Here is a 13,949-nt window from a genome sequence, read left to right on the forward strand (position 1 = left end):
AATTCCTACTAAACAAGAACTGTTGTTCGTTATCTAAATTTGAAATGGGGCCAACCCCTCTGCTACTTTTCTGTCATTAGATAGTCTTTGAACTTTGTTTTGTCCTCCCAATTTCCCAATACTTCTCATATAATCCTGAAAACCTCCAGGTTTTACAAAGGTAATTTTCAATGGTTGCAATATGTTTCCTTCCAACAGATCAAAATAATAGCTGTTCTGTTTTTGCATACTTTCTTCTATGAAGTTTGAAAACTTAGAAATGTCTGAAGGCGCTCTTTCAAATTCTATAAACCATTCATGATAGGGAAGTTCGTTGTTTTCCGGTGATGTTTGTGGTGCAACTGTAAATTCATTTACTAGGGCGTCTGTCTGTTCGGTAGCAATTTTTATGGCCTGTTCCACCTCTTTTGCAATAACGTGTTCACCAAAGGCGGATATAAAATGTTTTATTCTTCCTGAAACAACGACTCGATATGGTTTTGAAGAAATAAACCGAACGGTATCGCCAAGGTTGTACGCCCATAAGCCTGCATCTGTTGAAATAATCATGACATAGTCTACATTTAGTTCAATCTCAGCTATTGTCAATCGGCTACGGTTTTCGTTGAAAAACTCATCTGCTTTTATAAACTCATAAAAAATTCCGGAATCTAATAGCAGTAGCATTCCTTCTTCCTTTTGGGAATCTTGGTAGGCAAAAAACCCTTCACTTGCTGGGAAAAGTTCTATGCTGTCCACTTTTCTGCCTATCAGGTTCTCGAATTTTGCTCTATAAGGCTCGTAATTTACACCTCCGTATATGAAAAGTTTAAAGTTTTTAAAGAGTTCCCCAACTTTTTTGCCAGATACGGCATTAAGTTTTTCAAAATATATCTGCACCCAAGATGGTATTCCCGCAATTACAGTCATGTCCTCATTTTTGGTCTCTTCTACAATCTTCTCTACCTTGGTTTCCCAATCTTCAATACAGTTGGTCTCCCAACTAGGCAATCTGTTTTTTTGTAAATAATTGGGTACGTAGTGTGCAGAAATGCCAGAAAGACGCCCCAATTTAATGCCTCCTTTTTCTTCAAGAACAGGGCTTCCCTGAAGAAAAATCATTTTCCCGTCTACAAAATCAGCTTTTCCAGTCTCATTGATGTAAGTTAAGATTGCATTTCTTGAGGCCTCCACCTGATGTTTAATGGATTCTTTGGTAATGGGGATGTATTTAGCTCCAGATGTGGTCCCAGATGTTTTGGCAAAATAAATAGGTCTTTCTGGCCATAGAACATCGCTGTCCCCTTCAATTATCTTTTCAACATAACCTTTTAGCTCCTCATAATCCCTAACCGGAACTTTTTCCGCAAAATCTTCATGTGTTTTTATGTTCGCAAAATCATGGTCTTCGCCAAATTGAGTCTTTTCGGCAACGGAAACGAGGTGTTTAAAAACCTTAAGCTGTGTTTGCACAGGGTCGGCAGCCCACTTATTTGTTTTCCTAACAATGTTTTTAGCAAAAAGTTTTGCTGCAAAGGATTTTAAGGACATTTATTTAAAATCAATGTAATTCAAAGGGTTTACGGGCTTTCCATTGTTCCAGAGTTCAAAATGTAAATGCGGGCCCGTGGTTAACTCTCCCGTATTACCAATTGAGGCAATAACTTCTCCTGCCCTTACCAAATCTCCCTGTGATTTACTTAAGGAGCCGTTGTGCTTATATACAGAAGTAAGATTGTCCTGGTGTTCAATAATGATCACATATCCTGTTTCTGCTGTCCACTCAGAAAAAAGAACCGTTCCATCAGCAATTGATTTTACCGGAGTATCCTTGGGCGCAACAACATCTACGGCGTAGTGCTTGGCTTTAGCATCAAAGGTTTGGGAAAGTGTACCGCTAACCGGCGAAAACAATAAACTGCCAACATTTTCCACATTTCGCTCAAAAAGATTGTACTTGTCCTCCAGCTCCACCTCTTCTCTTAGAAGTAAATCTTCTCGAATAGGTGTTAAATCCACTGTAGAGGGGTCAAGTTTGTATTTTTCAAAAAGTGAATCTCTGTTGACCTCATTATTTTCAATATCACCCCGTAATACAAGACGAACATTATCTAAATACCTGTTGGTATAATTTAAAACAGTTACCAGTGAGTCTGTTTTATAAGTAAGCTCTGTGGCCTGTCTTTTTAGCCTTGTAGATGAATACCCAGGTATATATTCTCGCAGGGGTGAAAAAGCGATAATAAGCGTCGTTAGGCCTATTAAGACTATAATGAACAGCGTTCCCGTTACAAAAACGTTGAGCCTGCTCAGCTTAAAAGAAATCTTTTCTTCAAAGGTGTTTTCGTTCAATATCACCAGCCTATACTTGTGAAGCAGCTTGCGTTTGATCTCTTTTCTTTTCTTCTTGTCCTTTGCCATAATGAACAAAGATAACCTTAGATTTTAATTTTGTTGTTAAGCTTTTTAAAATGTGTATGGGTCTTGCAAAAGGACATTAAACAATTTACAATGCTAATTTTCGTTAAATTGAACAGGGCCTTAAGGTTCTTTTTAGTAATTTTACTATTCATTTAAAGGCGTTGATGTTATGATTGCTCAAACTATTTTTCTTGGTATGCTAGGCCCTTGGCAAATTGTCCTCATTGTGCTTGTGGTTCTTTTGCTCTTTGGAGGGAAAAAAATTCCTGAACTTATGAGAGGTTTGGGCAGTGGCATTAAAGAATTTAAGGATGCTTCAAAAGAAGATGAAAAACTAGAGAACGGCAAAGAAACGGACTCTTAATTCTATTTTATTATAAAGGTTTTTCCTACTCACATAAAGCCCATACTTAAAGGGTTTATCGATGAAGAACCACATTTTTGCTACATTCACGTTATAAATTCCCTCTTTCACAACAAAAAGTTATAAACGCTAGTGCCATCATCTATTTTAGCGTTTGAAACTGGTATTATGCCTTTCTGGGCAATACCTAATCAATCACCTGACGACAATTTATGCAGACGGAGTGATTATGAAGAGACTGATTTTTATTTTATTTCTGATTCTTGCACCAGGGCTTAAATCCCAGGAGGTTACCCTATTGCAGTTTGACGATGAGGAATTGTCTTTTAACCACCCTAGCGAGCAACAGACTGAATATTCCAAGCCCGTTTTTATAAAACAACTTGAAAACCTTGACCGTAGAGAGTTAACCCAATTTGTTCGTGAAAAGGGCACAACCGCCAAGTTGATTAAGCAAGCTGATTCGTATTTTGATAAAATGTGGTATGCGGAGGCTGCCCGCGTATACGATGTCGTTCTGGAAAAAAGCGAGGCCAAGCATACATTCAAACTTCTATCCAATGCTGGAGACTCGCACTACTACACCGGTAATCTAGAGAGGTCCTATAAATGGTACCATGAGCTTTATGAGACATTCAGAGAACAAATAACCGAGGAAAAATTCTTTAAATATGCCCATAGTCTAAAAGGAACCGGTCGGTATAGAAGGGCTGCAAAGCTTACTAAACTATTCAGGCAAAAAAGAGATGAACCTCTCCACGAATTGGGCAAGGACAATGTTGATACTTATGCTCCCGCTTTGGTAGAGATTAAGAATATGGCCATCAACTCTAAATATTCGGACTTTTCTCCAATGTTCCACAACGAGTCAGAGGTGGTTTTTGCATCTGCACACGATTCTTCTTTTCTTACCACAAGAAGATATAAGTGGAACAACCAGCCATTTTTGGATTTATACGTGGCCAAGGCAGATAGTGAGGGTAAAGATTTAAGAAGTCCAAAAAAATTCTCTAAACAGATTAATACAAAATTTCATGAAGCCTCCGTGGCGTTCTCTCCCGATCAAAAAACCATCTATTTTACAAGGAACAATTATGGCAAAAAGCTTAAGCGCGGCAAAAACGGAATAAATCACCTCAAAATATACCGGTCCAAGCTTGTTGAAGGTGAATGGACCAAGGCACAAGAAGTATCCTTTAATAGTGAAAACTTTTCTACAGGGCACCCCTCTGTAAGCCCAGATGGCAAAAAACTATATTTTGTTTCTGACAGACCCGGTGGTTTTGGTCTAACGGATGTATACAAGGTGGACATTCTTGAGAACGGTGGTTTTTCTGAACCAGAAAACCTGGGAAGAACCGTGAACACCAATAAAAAGGAAATGTTTCCTTATATAACAGAAAACGCCCTTTATTTCTCGTCTGACAGAAACATGGGAATGGGAGGTTTGGACATATACAAAGCAGATTATGCTGGCGGTGTTTTTGGAGTAGGCATCAATTTGGGAGAGCCCATCAATAGCAATAGAGATGATTTTTCGTATATAATTGATGAGAATAATGAAAAAGGATATTTTGCTTCAAACAGAAAAGGAGGTAAAGGAGATGACGACATTTACTCCTTCAAGCACATCTTAAACCTCAATGCTATTTCTGGTTCAATACAAGACCTTATCAGTGAAGATCCCATTGCAGATGCCATGGTTACTCTGTTTGATAAAGATAACCTTAGGGTTGATTCCGTTTTAACAGAAAAAGACGGCAGTTTTATCTTTAAAAACCTTATGCCTTCAAATAAGTATACCGTTAAGACGGTTAAAAAAGGTTATTTTGAAGAAAGCCTATTAGCAACTACTAAAAACAATGAAAAGATTACGGTGACTCAATCTTTAAAACAATTAAAAGAAATCATCGCAGAAGAAAAAGGGGTCTTAAAGCTCGAAACAGAAACTATTTATTTTGACTTTGATAGGTTTAATATTAAGATGCAAGCGGCAGAGGAACTGGACAAATTGGTTCAGGTAATGAGGGAATATCCAGATATGGTCATAAAAATTGAATCTCATACTGATGCCATTGGAAAGAAAGCCTATAACAAATACCTCTCCGATAAGCGGGCAAAATCCACTAAGGACTATATTGTTTCCAGAGGAATAGATGCCTCTAGAATACAAAGTGCCATAGGTTATGGGGAAGAACAGCTATTGAATGAATGTTCTAGCGGAGTTAGGTGCTCCAGAACCAAGCACCAACAGAACAGGCGGTCAGAATTTATCATAGTAGAAATGTAACTGCTATTTTCTAACAATACTAAAGAAGCCCCTCTAATTTATTGGGGCTTTTTTTATGCCTTTTTATTCCTTGGAATGCATTACACCGATTTTCCTCTCGTTAACCTGTCATTCTTCAAGTGTATTTTGCCGATGAATATTTGTGCTTTATAGGATTTTAAAAATTCACAGGTTGTTTGTCGCACTTTTTTGGAATTTCATCTTGTTGTTTTTCAAGCGGATTGCCAAAGCCTAATCTTTGTCTTGTCTTTAAATCTTAAAAACTGACTTATGAAAAAATTATTACTCGTAAAAGAAATTTATTTAGAAGGGTTTAGAAACCTCGGCAGCATTATAGTGGAAAAATATTTCAAGGTGTTCGCCTGGTTTAGTTTTGTAATGTTCTTTATAGTGCTATACGCATTTGTATATAGAATTGCTACGGGTTTTGCTTTTGACTAAGTAGATCCAAAGTATTTAAAGAACAAAAAAGCCCAGTTAGCTGGGGAGCACTGGGCTTTTCTGTTTTACATTTTATCTTGCTTATTATTAGGAGCCGCTATTAAACTTTACGGTTCTTAAAATTGCTTCTAATTCAAACATATAGTCTCGTTTTTCAGCAGAAGGTGCAAAAGTAAACCCCTCCAGAACGAGTTTCCTATTGTTCTCCTTATCATTGATAATGTAGGTTAGAAAAGGACCTGCCATAGGATATCCACTGATTTCCCATATTCCTCTAGCTTCAGCTGCTTTCTTTCCCCCGATTTGAGCAGGAAAAATATACGGCGAAAAAGCTTTTTCCGTAACCATAAAAGTATTCTCATAAGGTCCAGGCACATATTTTTTGCCTATGGAATCTCTCATCTTAACAATATCGTTTACAAAGGTGGAATCATTGGAAAAACTATTCCACGGCATCGTATATGCCACAATGTTCATTGTCCCTTTAGGAATCTGAATATCCATCCAAACAAAGTTCTTCTCTCGCTTTCCCACCTTATATAAAGAGGGAACTTTTAGGCTTATGCCAAACTCTTCTTCAAATGCTTTTTCCTTATTCAAGGAACGGGTAAAACGCTTTTGAGCTTCGGAAATTTCCACTTTTTTAAAGGACGAAATTGCGATCCCCGCCAAAGAATCAATATTTCCCACCAAATCATTATACGTCTCACCTTTTACTACAGCAATCTTTTGCGGCTTGGCATAAACGTCTGTTTTTATATGGCCCAAAGACAATGTGTCCTGTTCCACAAAAAGTACCGATCTAGAGTAAGTAATAGCGCCCTTAAATACTTGAGGTGGAATTTGGGTTATGCTGAACTTGGGCTCTCCTTGTGGCAAACCCAATACTGGAGCGGCAAATTGTTCCCGTATCCTATCTCCTACACCGCCCTGCCAAAGTTCAGTGTCCATAACAACCATAAGAGAGTTAATCCCTCCTGTTGAAGGTGGCAGAAATCGTTGCTTTGGTCCAGAATCTTTACATGATAACATCACCAAAAAAGAAGTGGTGATGGATAGTATAATTAATTTTTTCATCTTGAGTTAAATTTACGAAGAACAATCGCACAATTTAAGTTTTGTGCCCGGTTTTAAGTTGTTACCACTAAGACCGTTCCATTTTCGTAAATTTTCAATAGAAACTCCAGGATATTTTCTTGATATGGTCCAAAGAGAGTCTCCTTCTTTGACTGTATGTATCTTTGACCCACTTGCCAGAGCAACACCAGATGTTGATTTTGATGTGCTGCTTTTTGCTACAGTTTGTTTGGGGATGTATGGCTTTCTGGGGAAAATTGTTAGCCGTTGTCCAACTCTTAGGTTATTGCTCCGCAATCCATTCCATCTTTTTATCTGACTTACACCAACGCCATATCTTTCAGCTATTTTTCCTAGGTAGTCCCCACTTCTAACTTTGTACCTGACTTGGTTTTTTGCCTGTGTTAACTGAGGTAAGGGTTTTTCCAAGGAATCCAATTCCTTTTTAGCATATGCATAAATGGCCTCTTCATTGTTTACAAACTTTCCAATTTTGGTTACCGGTAAACGAAGCGCATAGCTTTTACCCTTTATCTTGGGTATAATATTCAGTTTATAGGCTGGGTTCAACATTTCCAGTTCTTCCTTGCTTATGTCAACCAATTTGGAAATTTGGTCAAACGTAATCAGGTTTTTTACATGAACCGTATCCGTTTCAAAATAAGGCCTATCGGCTTTTTTATATTGAAGCCCATGCTCCTCAGCATATTCAAAAATGTACATGGTCGCAAGAAATGCAGGCAGGTATCCGGCCGTTTCACGTGGAAGGTTTCTTCTAATGTTCCAATAGTTTTTATACCCTCCTGATCGTCTTATGGCTTTGTTCACATTTCCCGGACCTGAGTTATATGCTGCCAATGCCAAATCCCAATCGTTAAAAATGCCATGGAGTTTTGATAAATACTTGGCCGCCGCTTTGGTAGCAAAAATAGGGTCGTTACGTTCATCTACGTAACTACTAACTTCCAAACCATACATTTTTCCAGTTCCATACATAAACTGCCATAGTCCTTTAGCTCCAACTCTTGATCTGGCTCTAGGATTTAATGCAGATTCTATTATGGCTAAATATTTTATCTCTAACGGAACGTCTTGGTTGTCCAGTTCTTGCTCAAACAAGGGGAAATAAAACTGGCTAGCAGTGATCATCCTCTGCATTAAATCTTTCTTTCTTACCAAAAAGGACTTTATAACACTCTCCAAAGAAGAATTGTATGAAATATTGAAAGGTGTTTTTTCGTCTAACAATGCCAATCTTGCCTTGAGTGTATCTGTAGGTAAATCAACCATTGTGATTTCTTCTTCGGATGGATTTTGTACCTCAAGCAGTAACTCACTAAAGAGCTGTGCGCTATCATGCAGCTCTTTGAGCCAAAGACTATCATATCTTCTTGCCTCTTCCAAGTCCATTAACTTGGTTTTGTTATCATCCCCAACAGACACTGCAATGGTGTTGCCGTCTATTTTCTCCTCAGCAACTTTTAAGTTCAATGGCTTGATCGGTTGTACAGAAACAGAGTCTTCTTGTAAAGTTTGTGACAAAACTTCCTTGGAATTAGTTTGTTTTGTGCCTGCAGAATCTATCTCTTGTGCAAAGAGTGAAGAAGCTGAAAAAAGAAACGCTGTAGATACAGCTATTTTAAATATTTGGTTCATTTTGGACAAGGTTTGATTTTGGGGCAAACGAAAATGGTGTTTTTTTCTGAAATATTAAAGTTTTCAGTCCAAAACCTCCCACCGCATAAGATTTCTCCTATTAATTCATAACGTGCATATTAGCCCAATATTGCAGCGATTCCAGGCAGTGTTCTTCCTTCTAAACTCTCCAGCATTGCACCTCCACCAGTAGAGACATAACTCACCTTGTCTTCAAAGCCAAATTGTTTTACTGCGGCTACAGAATCCCCACCTCCAACAAGTGAAAATGCTCCATTTTGTGTTGCTTCGTCAATAGCATTCCCTACGGCAATCGTTCCCTTGGCAAAATTTTCCATTTCAAAAACACCAACGGGTCCGTTCCAAAGTATAGTTTTGGAATCCAGAATCACTTGTTTGAAGTTTTCCAAGGTCTGCGGTCCGGCATCCAGACCTTGCCACCCATCAGGAATTTCGTTAACATCCATAAACTGAGTGTTTGCATTATTGTCAAAAGCATCCGCAGCCAAAACATCAACAGGTAAGTGGATTTTAACCCCCTTTTCAGACGCTTGTTTTAAAATATTAAGGGCCAATTCCATTTTATCATCCTCACATATGGAATCTCCAACCTTTCCTCCTTGAGCTTTTACAAAAGTGTAGGTCATTCCGCCGCCAATGATCAGGTTGTCCACTTTATCCAAGATGTTTTCAATAATTGTGATTTTGGAAGAAACCTTAGCTCCCCCTAAAATGGCAGTTATAGGTTTTTCGCCAGTTCGCATCACTTTTTCAATGGCCTTAATTTCCTTTGCCAATAAATATCCAAAACACTTGTTCCCAGAAAAATAGTTGGCCACAATAGTTGTTGAAGCATGTGCCCTGTGCGCAGTTCCAAATGCATCGTTTACATAAATATCACCATGTTTGGAAAGTGCTTCGGCAAAAGATTCATCTCCTTTTTCTTCCTCGCCATAAAAACGAAGGTTTTCCAACAACAGCACCTCACCACTTTGCAATTCTGAAACTGCAGTGTCGGCAATCTCGCCAATACAATCTTTTGCAAATTTGACTTGTACACCAATAATTTCCGAAACCTTCTCGCAAATATGAGATAGAGACATGTCAGGATTAACTTTTCCTTTAGGTCTTCCTAAATGACTCATCAAAACAGCACTTCCCCCATCTTCCAAAACTTTTAATATGCTAGGTTTGGCAGCTTCAATCCTACTGGTGTCCGTAACATTAAAATCCGCATCTAAGGGTACATTAAAGTCAACACGGATCAATGCTTTTTTATCTTCAAAATTGTAATCGTCTATGGTCTTCATTCGTATCTGTTTATGGCAAGGTCAAATGTAAAGATTTCCTGCTTTCCAGTTTGATGTTGGCGATCATATTTTTAGAGCTGCAACAAAAAACCAATCAAAACACATGGAACCTAAAAAATGTATCTTTGAAGCATGCTGTTTAAAGATGTTTTAGGGCTTGAGCATATCAAAAAGCATTTGGTGACCACAGCCGATTCTGGTAGAGTGGCCCATGCACAATTGTTTATAGGTCCTGAAGGTTCTGGAACATTGCCCATGGCAATTGCATACGCGCAATATTTGCTCTGTGCCAATAAAGGGGGTGAAAATGAGGGCGAAAATCTGGATTGCAACACCAAATGCAATTCCCTTACCCACCCAGATTTACATTTTGCATTTCCTGTTTCAAATTCTGACAAGGTAAAATCCCATGCCGTAAGTGACCATTATATACAAGATTGGCGGCAGTTTGTAAAAGAGCAGCCCTATGGCAACTTGTTTGATTGGTACAGACTAATTGGAATAGAGAAAAAACAGGGGCAAATAGGGGTCGATGAGGCACAAGATGTGGTAAAAAAGCTTTCCTTAAAATCATATGAAGGAGGTTTTAAAATATTAATCATCTGGATGGCAGAAAAAATGAATATTTCTGCTGCCAACAAACTGTTAAAACTCATTGAAGAGCCTCCTGAAAAAACCGTTTTAATTCTAATTGCGGAAGAAGAAGAGCAAATTATCAATACCATTCTTTCACGTTGTCAGATTCTACATTTTCCGCCATTGGCCCAAAGTGATATCACTGCAGAATTGATAAAGCGAGGAGCAGGTGAAAGTGAGGGGGCTTCAATTGCGCATGAGGCTCATGGTAATTTTAACAAGGCCTTGGATCTACTAAACAAGGACTCAGAAGATTTGGTGTTTGAACGCTGGTTTGTACAATGGGTGCGGAGTGCCTTTAAGGCAAAGGGAAATAAAGCGGCCATACAAGAGTTGATTCTCTGGAGTGACGAGGTGGCCAAGACAGGGAGAGAAGTTCAAAAGCAGTTCTTAAGTTATTGCCTTACCATGATGAGACAAGCCCTTTTATTGAACTATAAGGCAAATAGTCTGGTCTATGCCAAAATGCATTTAGAAGGGTTTGATTTGAACAAGTTTGCGCCCTTTGTTCATGAAAGTAATATCCTGGATATTGTGGAAGAGCTGGAAAAAGCAATTTTTCACGTGGAACGCAATGGGAACTCTAAAATTATTTTTACAGATTTATCAATAAAACTCACCAGGCTGCTGCATACCAGAGCAGCTTAAAAACCAACACAATATGGAAAATTTAACTTCACATGCAACGCAGATCTTGCTACTTGCATTTTTGGCCGTAACATTTTTGCAAAGCGGTATTGACAAAATCATGGATTGGAAAGGAAACCTAACTTGGCTAACAGGTCATTTTTCAAAAACTTTTTTTAAAGGTATGGTGCCCTTGCTTTTGGGGATAGTTTTGCTTGCTGAAATGATCTCGGGCATTCTATCGGCCGTTGGAGCCTTTCAATTTATAGCTGCTGGGGAGAGCAATATGGCTTTTTGTGCTGCCCTTCTTTCTTCAACTACTTTGTTGTTGCTTTTGTTTGGCCAAAGGGTTGCCAAAGATTATGAAGGAGCAAAAACTATAGTAATTTATTTTATCCCAACTGTCTTTTTGCTCTATTTGCTTCAATCCTAATTTTTGTCTTGGACAATCTTTTGAGCTAATATCACATCAAACCAAAAACACATCCTTCTAAAACAAACAACATGAAACATGCACTTTCCATTTTCCTAATTGTTCTGCTGGTCTCTTGCGGTTCTTCTGATAAAGAACAGGAGTATGCCTCAAAAAACTATAATGTTTATATGAGAGGAAATCTCGCTGGAAAGCACTCTAGTTCCTTGGATGCCGAGGGATTCTATGTTTACTCTTTTGAATATAATGATAGGGGAAGAGGGCCTGAAATTGAAGAAAAAATCAGATTAAATGATCAAGGTTCCATAGCCGCTCTTGAAATATCAGGAGTTAATTATTTAAAGGATACCATTTCTGAGGTTTTTAACTACAGTGAAGAAAAGGCAAGTTGGAAAAGTACTTCTGAAGAAGGGAATGCAGCATCAGATGGAAATCCATTTTACGCTAGTGTAAATGGAACTTTGGGTGATACGGAACTACTGGTGAGAAAGCTATTGGCCTCTCCCAACCATGCTGTGGAACTTTTGCCAAGCGGAACCGTTAAAATTGAAAATATTGAAGACATTGAAGTTAAAAACAAAACCTTAAGGCTTTTGGAAATAACCGGTTTTGGACTTGTTCCTTCTTACCTCTGGCTAGACGAGAACGATAGGGTTTTTGCTTCCGTCTCGTCATGGTTAACCATTATTGAAGAAGAAAATGCTGAACTTACAGAGCAGCTTTTGCAGATACAGACCGAAAAGGAAAACGCTTTCTTCAAATCTCTTGCCCAAGAGTTAACGGAGACGCCAAATGGTGCTGTTGTCATAAAAAATGTAAACCTGTTCGATTCCAATTCAGGGGAAATTTTACCAAACCGAACCGTTGTTGTTAACGCAAATACCATTGAGGCCATTTTAAACAACAATGAGCCCTTGCCAAGTGGCGCTACCATAATAGATGGAACGAACAAAACTTTGCTCCCTGGACTGTTCGACAATCATTGCCATGTACAAAAAGAAGACGGGTTATTACATCTGGCGGCCGGCGTAACTTCAATTAGGGATATGGCCAACTCCATGGAACTTGTTGAAATGAAAAAGGAATTTGATACCAACACCAATATTGGCCCACGGGTGGTGACAATGGCCGGGTTTATAGATCAAAAAGGTCCTTTTGCGGGTCCAGGGCTCACTATCACAAATGTTGATGAAGGAATAAAAGCCATCCAAGATTTTAAGGACAATGGTTATCATCAAATTAAACTATACAGTTCTATAGACCCTGCTTGGGTAAAGCCCCTTGCTAAAAAAGCGCATGATTTAGATTTGAAGCTCAGCGGGCATATCCCCGCCCATATGTTGGCGGAAGATGCAATAAAAGATGGTTTTGACGAAATACAGCATGTAAACATGTTGGTACTAAATTTCTTGTCTGATACTATTGATACAAGAACACCTCTTCGGTTTTCTGCCGTTGCCGAACATGCGCATGCCTTAGATTTGAAAGGAGAGGAGTTTAAATCATTCGTCACACTTCTAAAGGATAAAGGCATTGAGATTGATCCAACCGTTTCTATTTTTGAAGGTATGTTTACTACAAAGGCCGGTGAGCCCGACCCTCAGTTTGAAGCTGTTCTCGATAGGTTGCCCATTCAGCTTCAGCGCGGTTTTTATTCTGGAGGATTACCAATTCCTAAAGGAAAGGAACAACAGTTCAAGGATTCATTTCAAAAATTATTGGATATTATTTACGAATTGCACATCAATGGCGTGACCATAATTCCAGGAACCGATGCCACCCCCGGATTTGCCCTACATAAAGAATTGGAAAACTATGTTCGAGCCGGTATTCCAGCCAATGAAGTATTGCAGTTGGCCACAATAACATCTGCCAAAAACACTTCTACAGATGATAGATTAGGTTCCATAGAAAAAGGAAAGCTTGCAGATCTTATTCTGGTAGATGGTAACCCTTTAGAAAACATAAGTGATATTAGACGGGTTGTATTGACCATAAAAGATGGCAAAATCTTTAATCCAAAAAGTCTTTATGAATCTTTAGGTATTAAGCATTTTGAGTAAATAAATTTAGAAACGCCTGATTTGCTAAACCAAAAAGCCCCTTCTTTTGAAGGGGCTTTTATTCAAAGATTAATTCAATCTTATTTCTTGTACTTATCGTTCAATATTTTTAGAACCGCATCGGTAAGGTTTTGTGCATCTTCGCCATAAAGTACAGCTCCTCCATCTCCGCCTCCAAGAATATAGGTATAGCCATTTGCTTTACCGTAATCTTTTATCTCTTCTTTAATCTTGCTCACCAAAGAGTCCATTTCTATTTGGCTTCCTTGCTGCAGCACTTGTTCTTCTTGTTGCAATTGTTGTCCTACAAATTGTCCCCTTTGTTGCAAGAGACTGTATTCTTCCTGAGCATTTTTTTGTGACATTTTCTGTGCTTTTGCCTGAAAAGCTTGGAGCTCTATTTGAAAGGCTTGGGAAATACTATCTCTTTTCTTGGTCAATGCCTCAGCTTTAACCTTAAACCTAGCTTCAACATCTATCTTTTCTTGGTAACCATCCATTAGCTTTACATTGTCCACATATCCAATCTTGTTTTGCTGACAAGCGATGGCGGTCAAAGCGATTGCAAATACTATAAGTTTTTTCATGTTTCTCTTTTAATGATGCGCAAAAATAGAAAAGCTTTTTGAATGACTGTCATTATCTTTTATGA

The 13,949-nt window shown here is 38.5% G+C and carries 12 protein-coding genes; 6 read left to right on the plus strand and 6 right to left on the minus strand.

Features of this window, described 5'->3' with window-relative positions:
- Nucleotides 1-33: 33 nt before the first annotated feature.
- Together DKG77_RS03225 and DKG77_RS03230 are read right to left on the minus strand one after the other, a co-directional pair.
- On the minus strand, nt 34-1,530 hold the full coding sequence (locus DKG77_RS03225) for a GH3 auxin-responsive promoter family protein (RefSeq protein WP_109660130.1): 1,497 nt from the start codon (nt 1,528-1,530) through the stop codon (nt 34-36).
- Entirely contained in the window at nt 1,531-2,400 is an 870-nt protein-coding gene (locus tag DKG77_RS03230; protein WP_109660132.1) for a M23 family metallopeptidase, read from the minus strand.
- A gap of 169 nt (nt 2,401-2,569) precedes the next feature.
- Between DKG77_RS03230 and DKG77_RS03235 the strand changes: the two genes are divergently transcribed.
- The 3 genes from DKG77_RS03235 (at nt 2,570) to DKG77_RS16940 (ending at nt 5,495) form a co-directional block, all read left to right on the plus strand.
- Nucleotides 2,570-2,764 carry a twin-arginine translocase TatA/TatE family subunit gene (locus DKG77_RS03235; RefSeq protein WP_109660134.1) on the plus strand — a complete coding sequence of 65 codons (195 nt, stop codon included), beginning with the start codon at nt 2,570-2,572 and terminating at the stop codon, nt 2,762-2,764.
- Between the two features lie 229 nt (nt 2,765-2,993).
- On the plus strand, nt 2,994-5,054 hold the full coding sequence (locus DKG77_RS03240) for an OmpA family protein (protein ID WP_109660136.1): 2,061 nt from the start codon (nt 2,994-2,996) through the stop codon (nt 5,052-5,054).
- Between the two features lie 270 nt (nt 5,055-5,324).
- Nucleotides 5,325-5,495, plus strand: a complete 171-nt coding sequence (locus tag DKG77_RS16940; RefSeq protein WP_165819340.1) for a DUF6747 family protein — start codon at nt 5,325-5,327, stop codon at nt 5,493-5,495.
- Between the two features lie 87 nt (nt 5,496-5,582).
- On the opposite strand, the gene DKG77_RS03245 is transcribed toward DKG77_RS16940, so the two are convergent.
- The 3 genes from DKG77_RS03245 to DKG77_RS03255 all read right to left on the minus strand — a co-directional run bounded on the left by DKG77_RS03245 (nt 5,583) and on the right by DKG77_RS03255 (nt 9,538).
- Entirely contained in the window at nt 5,583-6,572 is a 990-nt protein-coding gene (locus DKG77_RS03245) for a DUF4837 family protein (protein ID WP_109660138.1), read from the minus strand.
- A gap of 12 nt (nt 6,573-6,584) precedes the next feature.
- A complete protein-coding gene (locus tag DKG77_RS03250; RefSeq protein ID WP_109660140.1) occupies nt 6,585-8,228 on the minus strand; it encodes a lytic transglycosylase domain-containing protein in 1,644 nt (547 codons plus the stop codon).
- Between the two features lie 119 nt (nt 8,229-8,347).
- The gene (locus tag DKG77_RS03255) at nt 8,348-9,538 is read right to left on the minus strand and encodes a phosphoglycerate kinase (protein WP_109660141.1); all 1,191 of its coding nucleotides are present in this window, start codon (nt 9,536-9,538) and stop codon (nt 8,348-8,350) included.
- 132 nt (nt 9,539-9,670) lie between these two features.
- Between DKG77_RS03255 and DKG77_RS03260 the strand changes: the two genes are divergently transcribed.
- The 3 genes from DKG77_RS03260 to DKG77_RS03270 all read left to right on the plus strand — a co-directional run bounded on the left by DKG77_RS03260 (nt 9,671) and on the right by DKG77_RS03270 (nt 13,297).
- On the plus strand, nt 9,671-10,822 hold the full coding sequence (locus tag DKG77_RS03260) for a DNA polymerase III subunit (RefSeq protein WP_109660143.1): 1,152 nt from the start codon (nt 9,671-9,673) through the stop codon (nt 10,820-10,822).
- Between the two features lie 13 nt (nt 10,823-10,835).
- Nucleotides 10,836-11,234 carry a DoxX family protein gene (locus tag DKG77_RS03265; protein ID WP_109660145.1) on the plus strand — a complete coding sequence of 133 codons (399 nt, stop codon included), beginning with the start codon at nt 10,836-10,838 and terminating at the stop codon, nt 11,232-11,234.
- Between the two features lie 71 nt (nt 11,235-11,305).
- On the plus strand, nt 11,306-13,297 hold the full coding sequence (locus DKG77_RS03270; RefSeq protein WP_109660148.1) for an amidohydrolase family protein: 1,992 nt from the start codon (nt 11,306-11,308) through the stop codon (nt 13,295-13,297).
- 80 nt (nt 13,298-13,377) lie between these two features.
- Here DKG77_RS03270 and DKG77_RS03275 read toward each other — a convergent pair whose 3' ends face one another.
- A complete protein-coding gene (locus DKG77_RS03275) occupies nt 13,378-13,884 on the minus strand; it encodes an OmpH/Skp family outer membrane protein (protein WP_109660150.1) in 507 nt (168 codons plus the stop codon).
- Nucleotides 13,885-13,949 lie beyond the last annotated feature (65 nt).

Origin of the sequence: Flagellimonas aquimarina (genome assembly GCF_003149745.1) — a bacterium.
Lineage (GTDB): Bacteria > Bacteroidota > Bacteroidia > Flavobacteriales > Flavobacteriaceae > Flagellimonas > Flagellimonas aquimarina.

Excerpts from the sequence above, each read along its gene's own strand:
- DKG77_RS03245 (WP_109660138.1), bottom strand. The coding sequence starts at position 6,572 with ATGAAAAAATTAATTATACTATCCATCACCACTTCTTTTTTGGTGATG.
- DKG77_RS03235 (WP_109660134.1), top strand. The coding sequence starts at position 2,570 with ATGATTGCTCAAACTATTTTTCTTGGTATGCTAGGCCCTTGGCAAATT.
- DKG77_RS03250 (WP_109660140.1), bottom strand. The coding sequence starts at position 8,228 with ATGAACCAAATATTTAAAATAGCTGTATCTACAGCGTTTCTTTTTTCA.
- DKG77_RS16940 (WP_165819340.1), top strand. The coding sequence starts at position 5,325 with ATGAAAAAATTATTACTCGTAAAAGAAATTTATTTAGAAGGGTTTAGA.
- DKG77_RS03275 (WP_109660150.1), bottom strand. The coding sequence starts at position 13,884 with ATGAAAAAACTTATAGTATTTGCAATCGCTTTGACCGCCATCGCTTGT.
- DKG77_RS03225 (WP_109660130.1), bottom strand. The coding sequence starts at position 1,530 with ATGTCCTTAAAATCCTTTGCAGCAAAACTTTTTGCTAAAAACATTGTT.
- DKG77_RS03260 (WP_109660143.1), top strand. The coding sequence starts at position 9,671 with ATGCTGTTTAAAGATGTTTTAGGGCTTGAGCATATCAAAAAGCATTTG.
- DKG77_RS03230 (WP_109660132.1), bottom strand. The coding sequence starts at position 2,400 with ATGGCAAAGGACAAGAAGAAAAGAAAAGAGATCAAACGCAAGCTGCTT.
- DKG77_RS03265 (WP_109660145.1), top strand. The coding sequence starts at position 10,836 with ATGGAAAATTTAACTTCACATGCAACGCAGATCTTGCTACTTGCATTT.
- DKG77_RS03270 (WP_109660148.1), top strand. The coding sequence starts at position 11,306 with ATGAAACATGCACTTTCCATTTTCCTAATTGTTCTGCTGGTCTCTTGC.
- DKG77_RS03240 (WP_109660136.1), top strand. The coding sequence starts at position 2,994 with ATGAAGAGACTGATTTTTATTTTATTTCTGATTCTTGCACCAGGGCTT.
- DKG77_RS03255 (WP_109660141.1), bottom strand. The coding sequence starts at position 9,538 with ATGAAGACCATAGACGATTACAATTTTGAAGATAAAAAAGCATTGATC.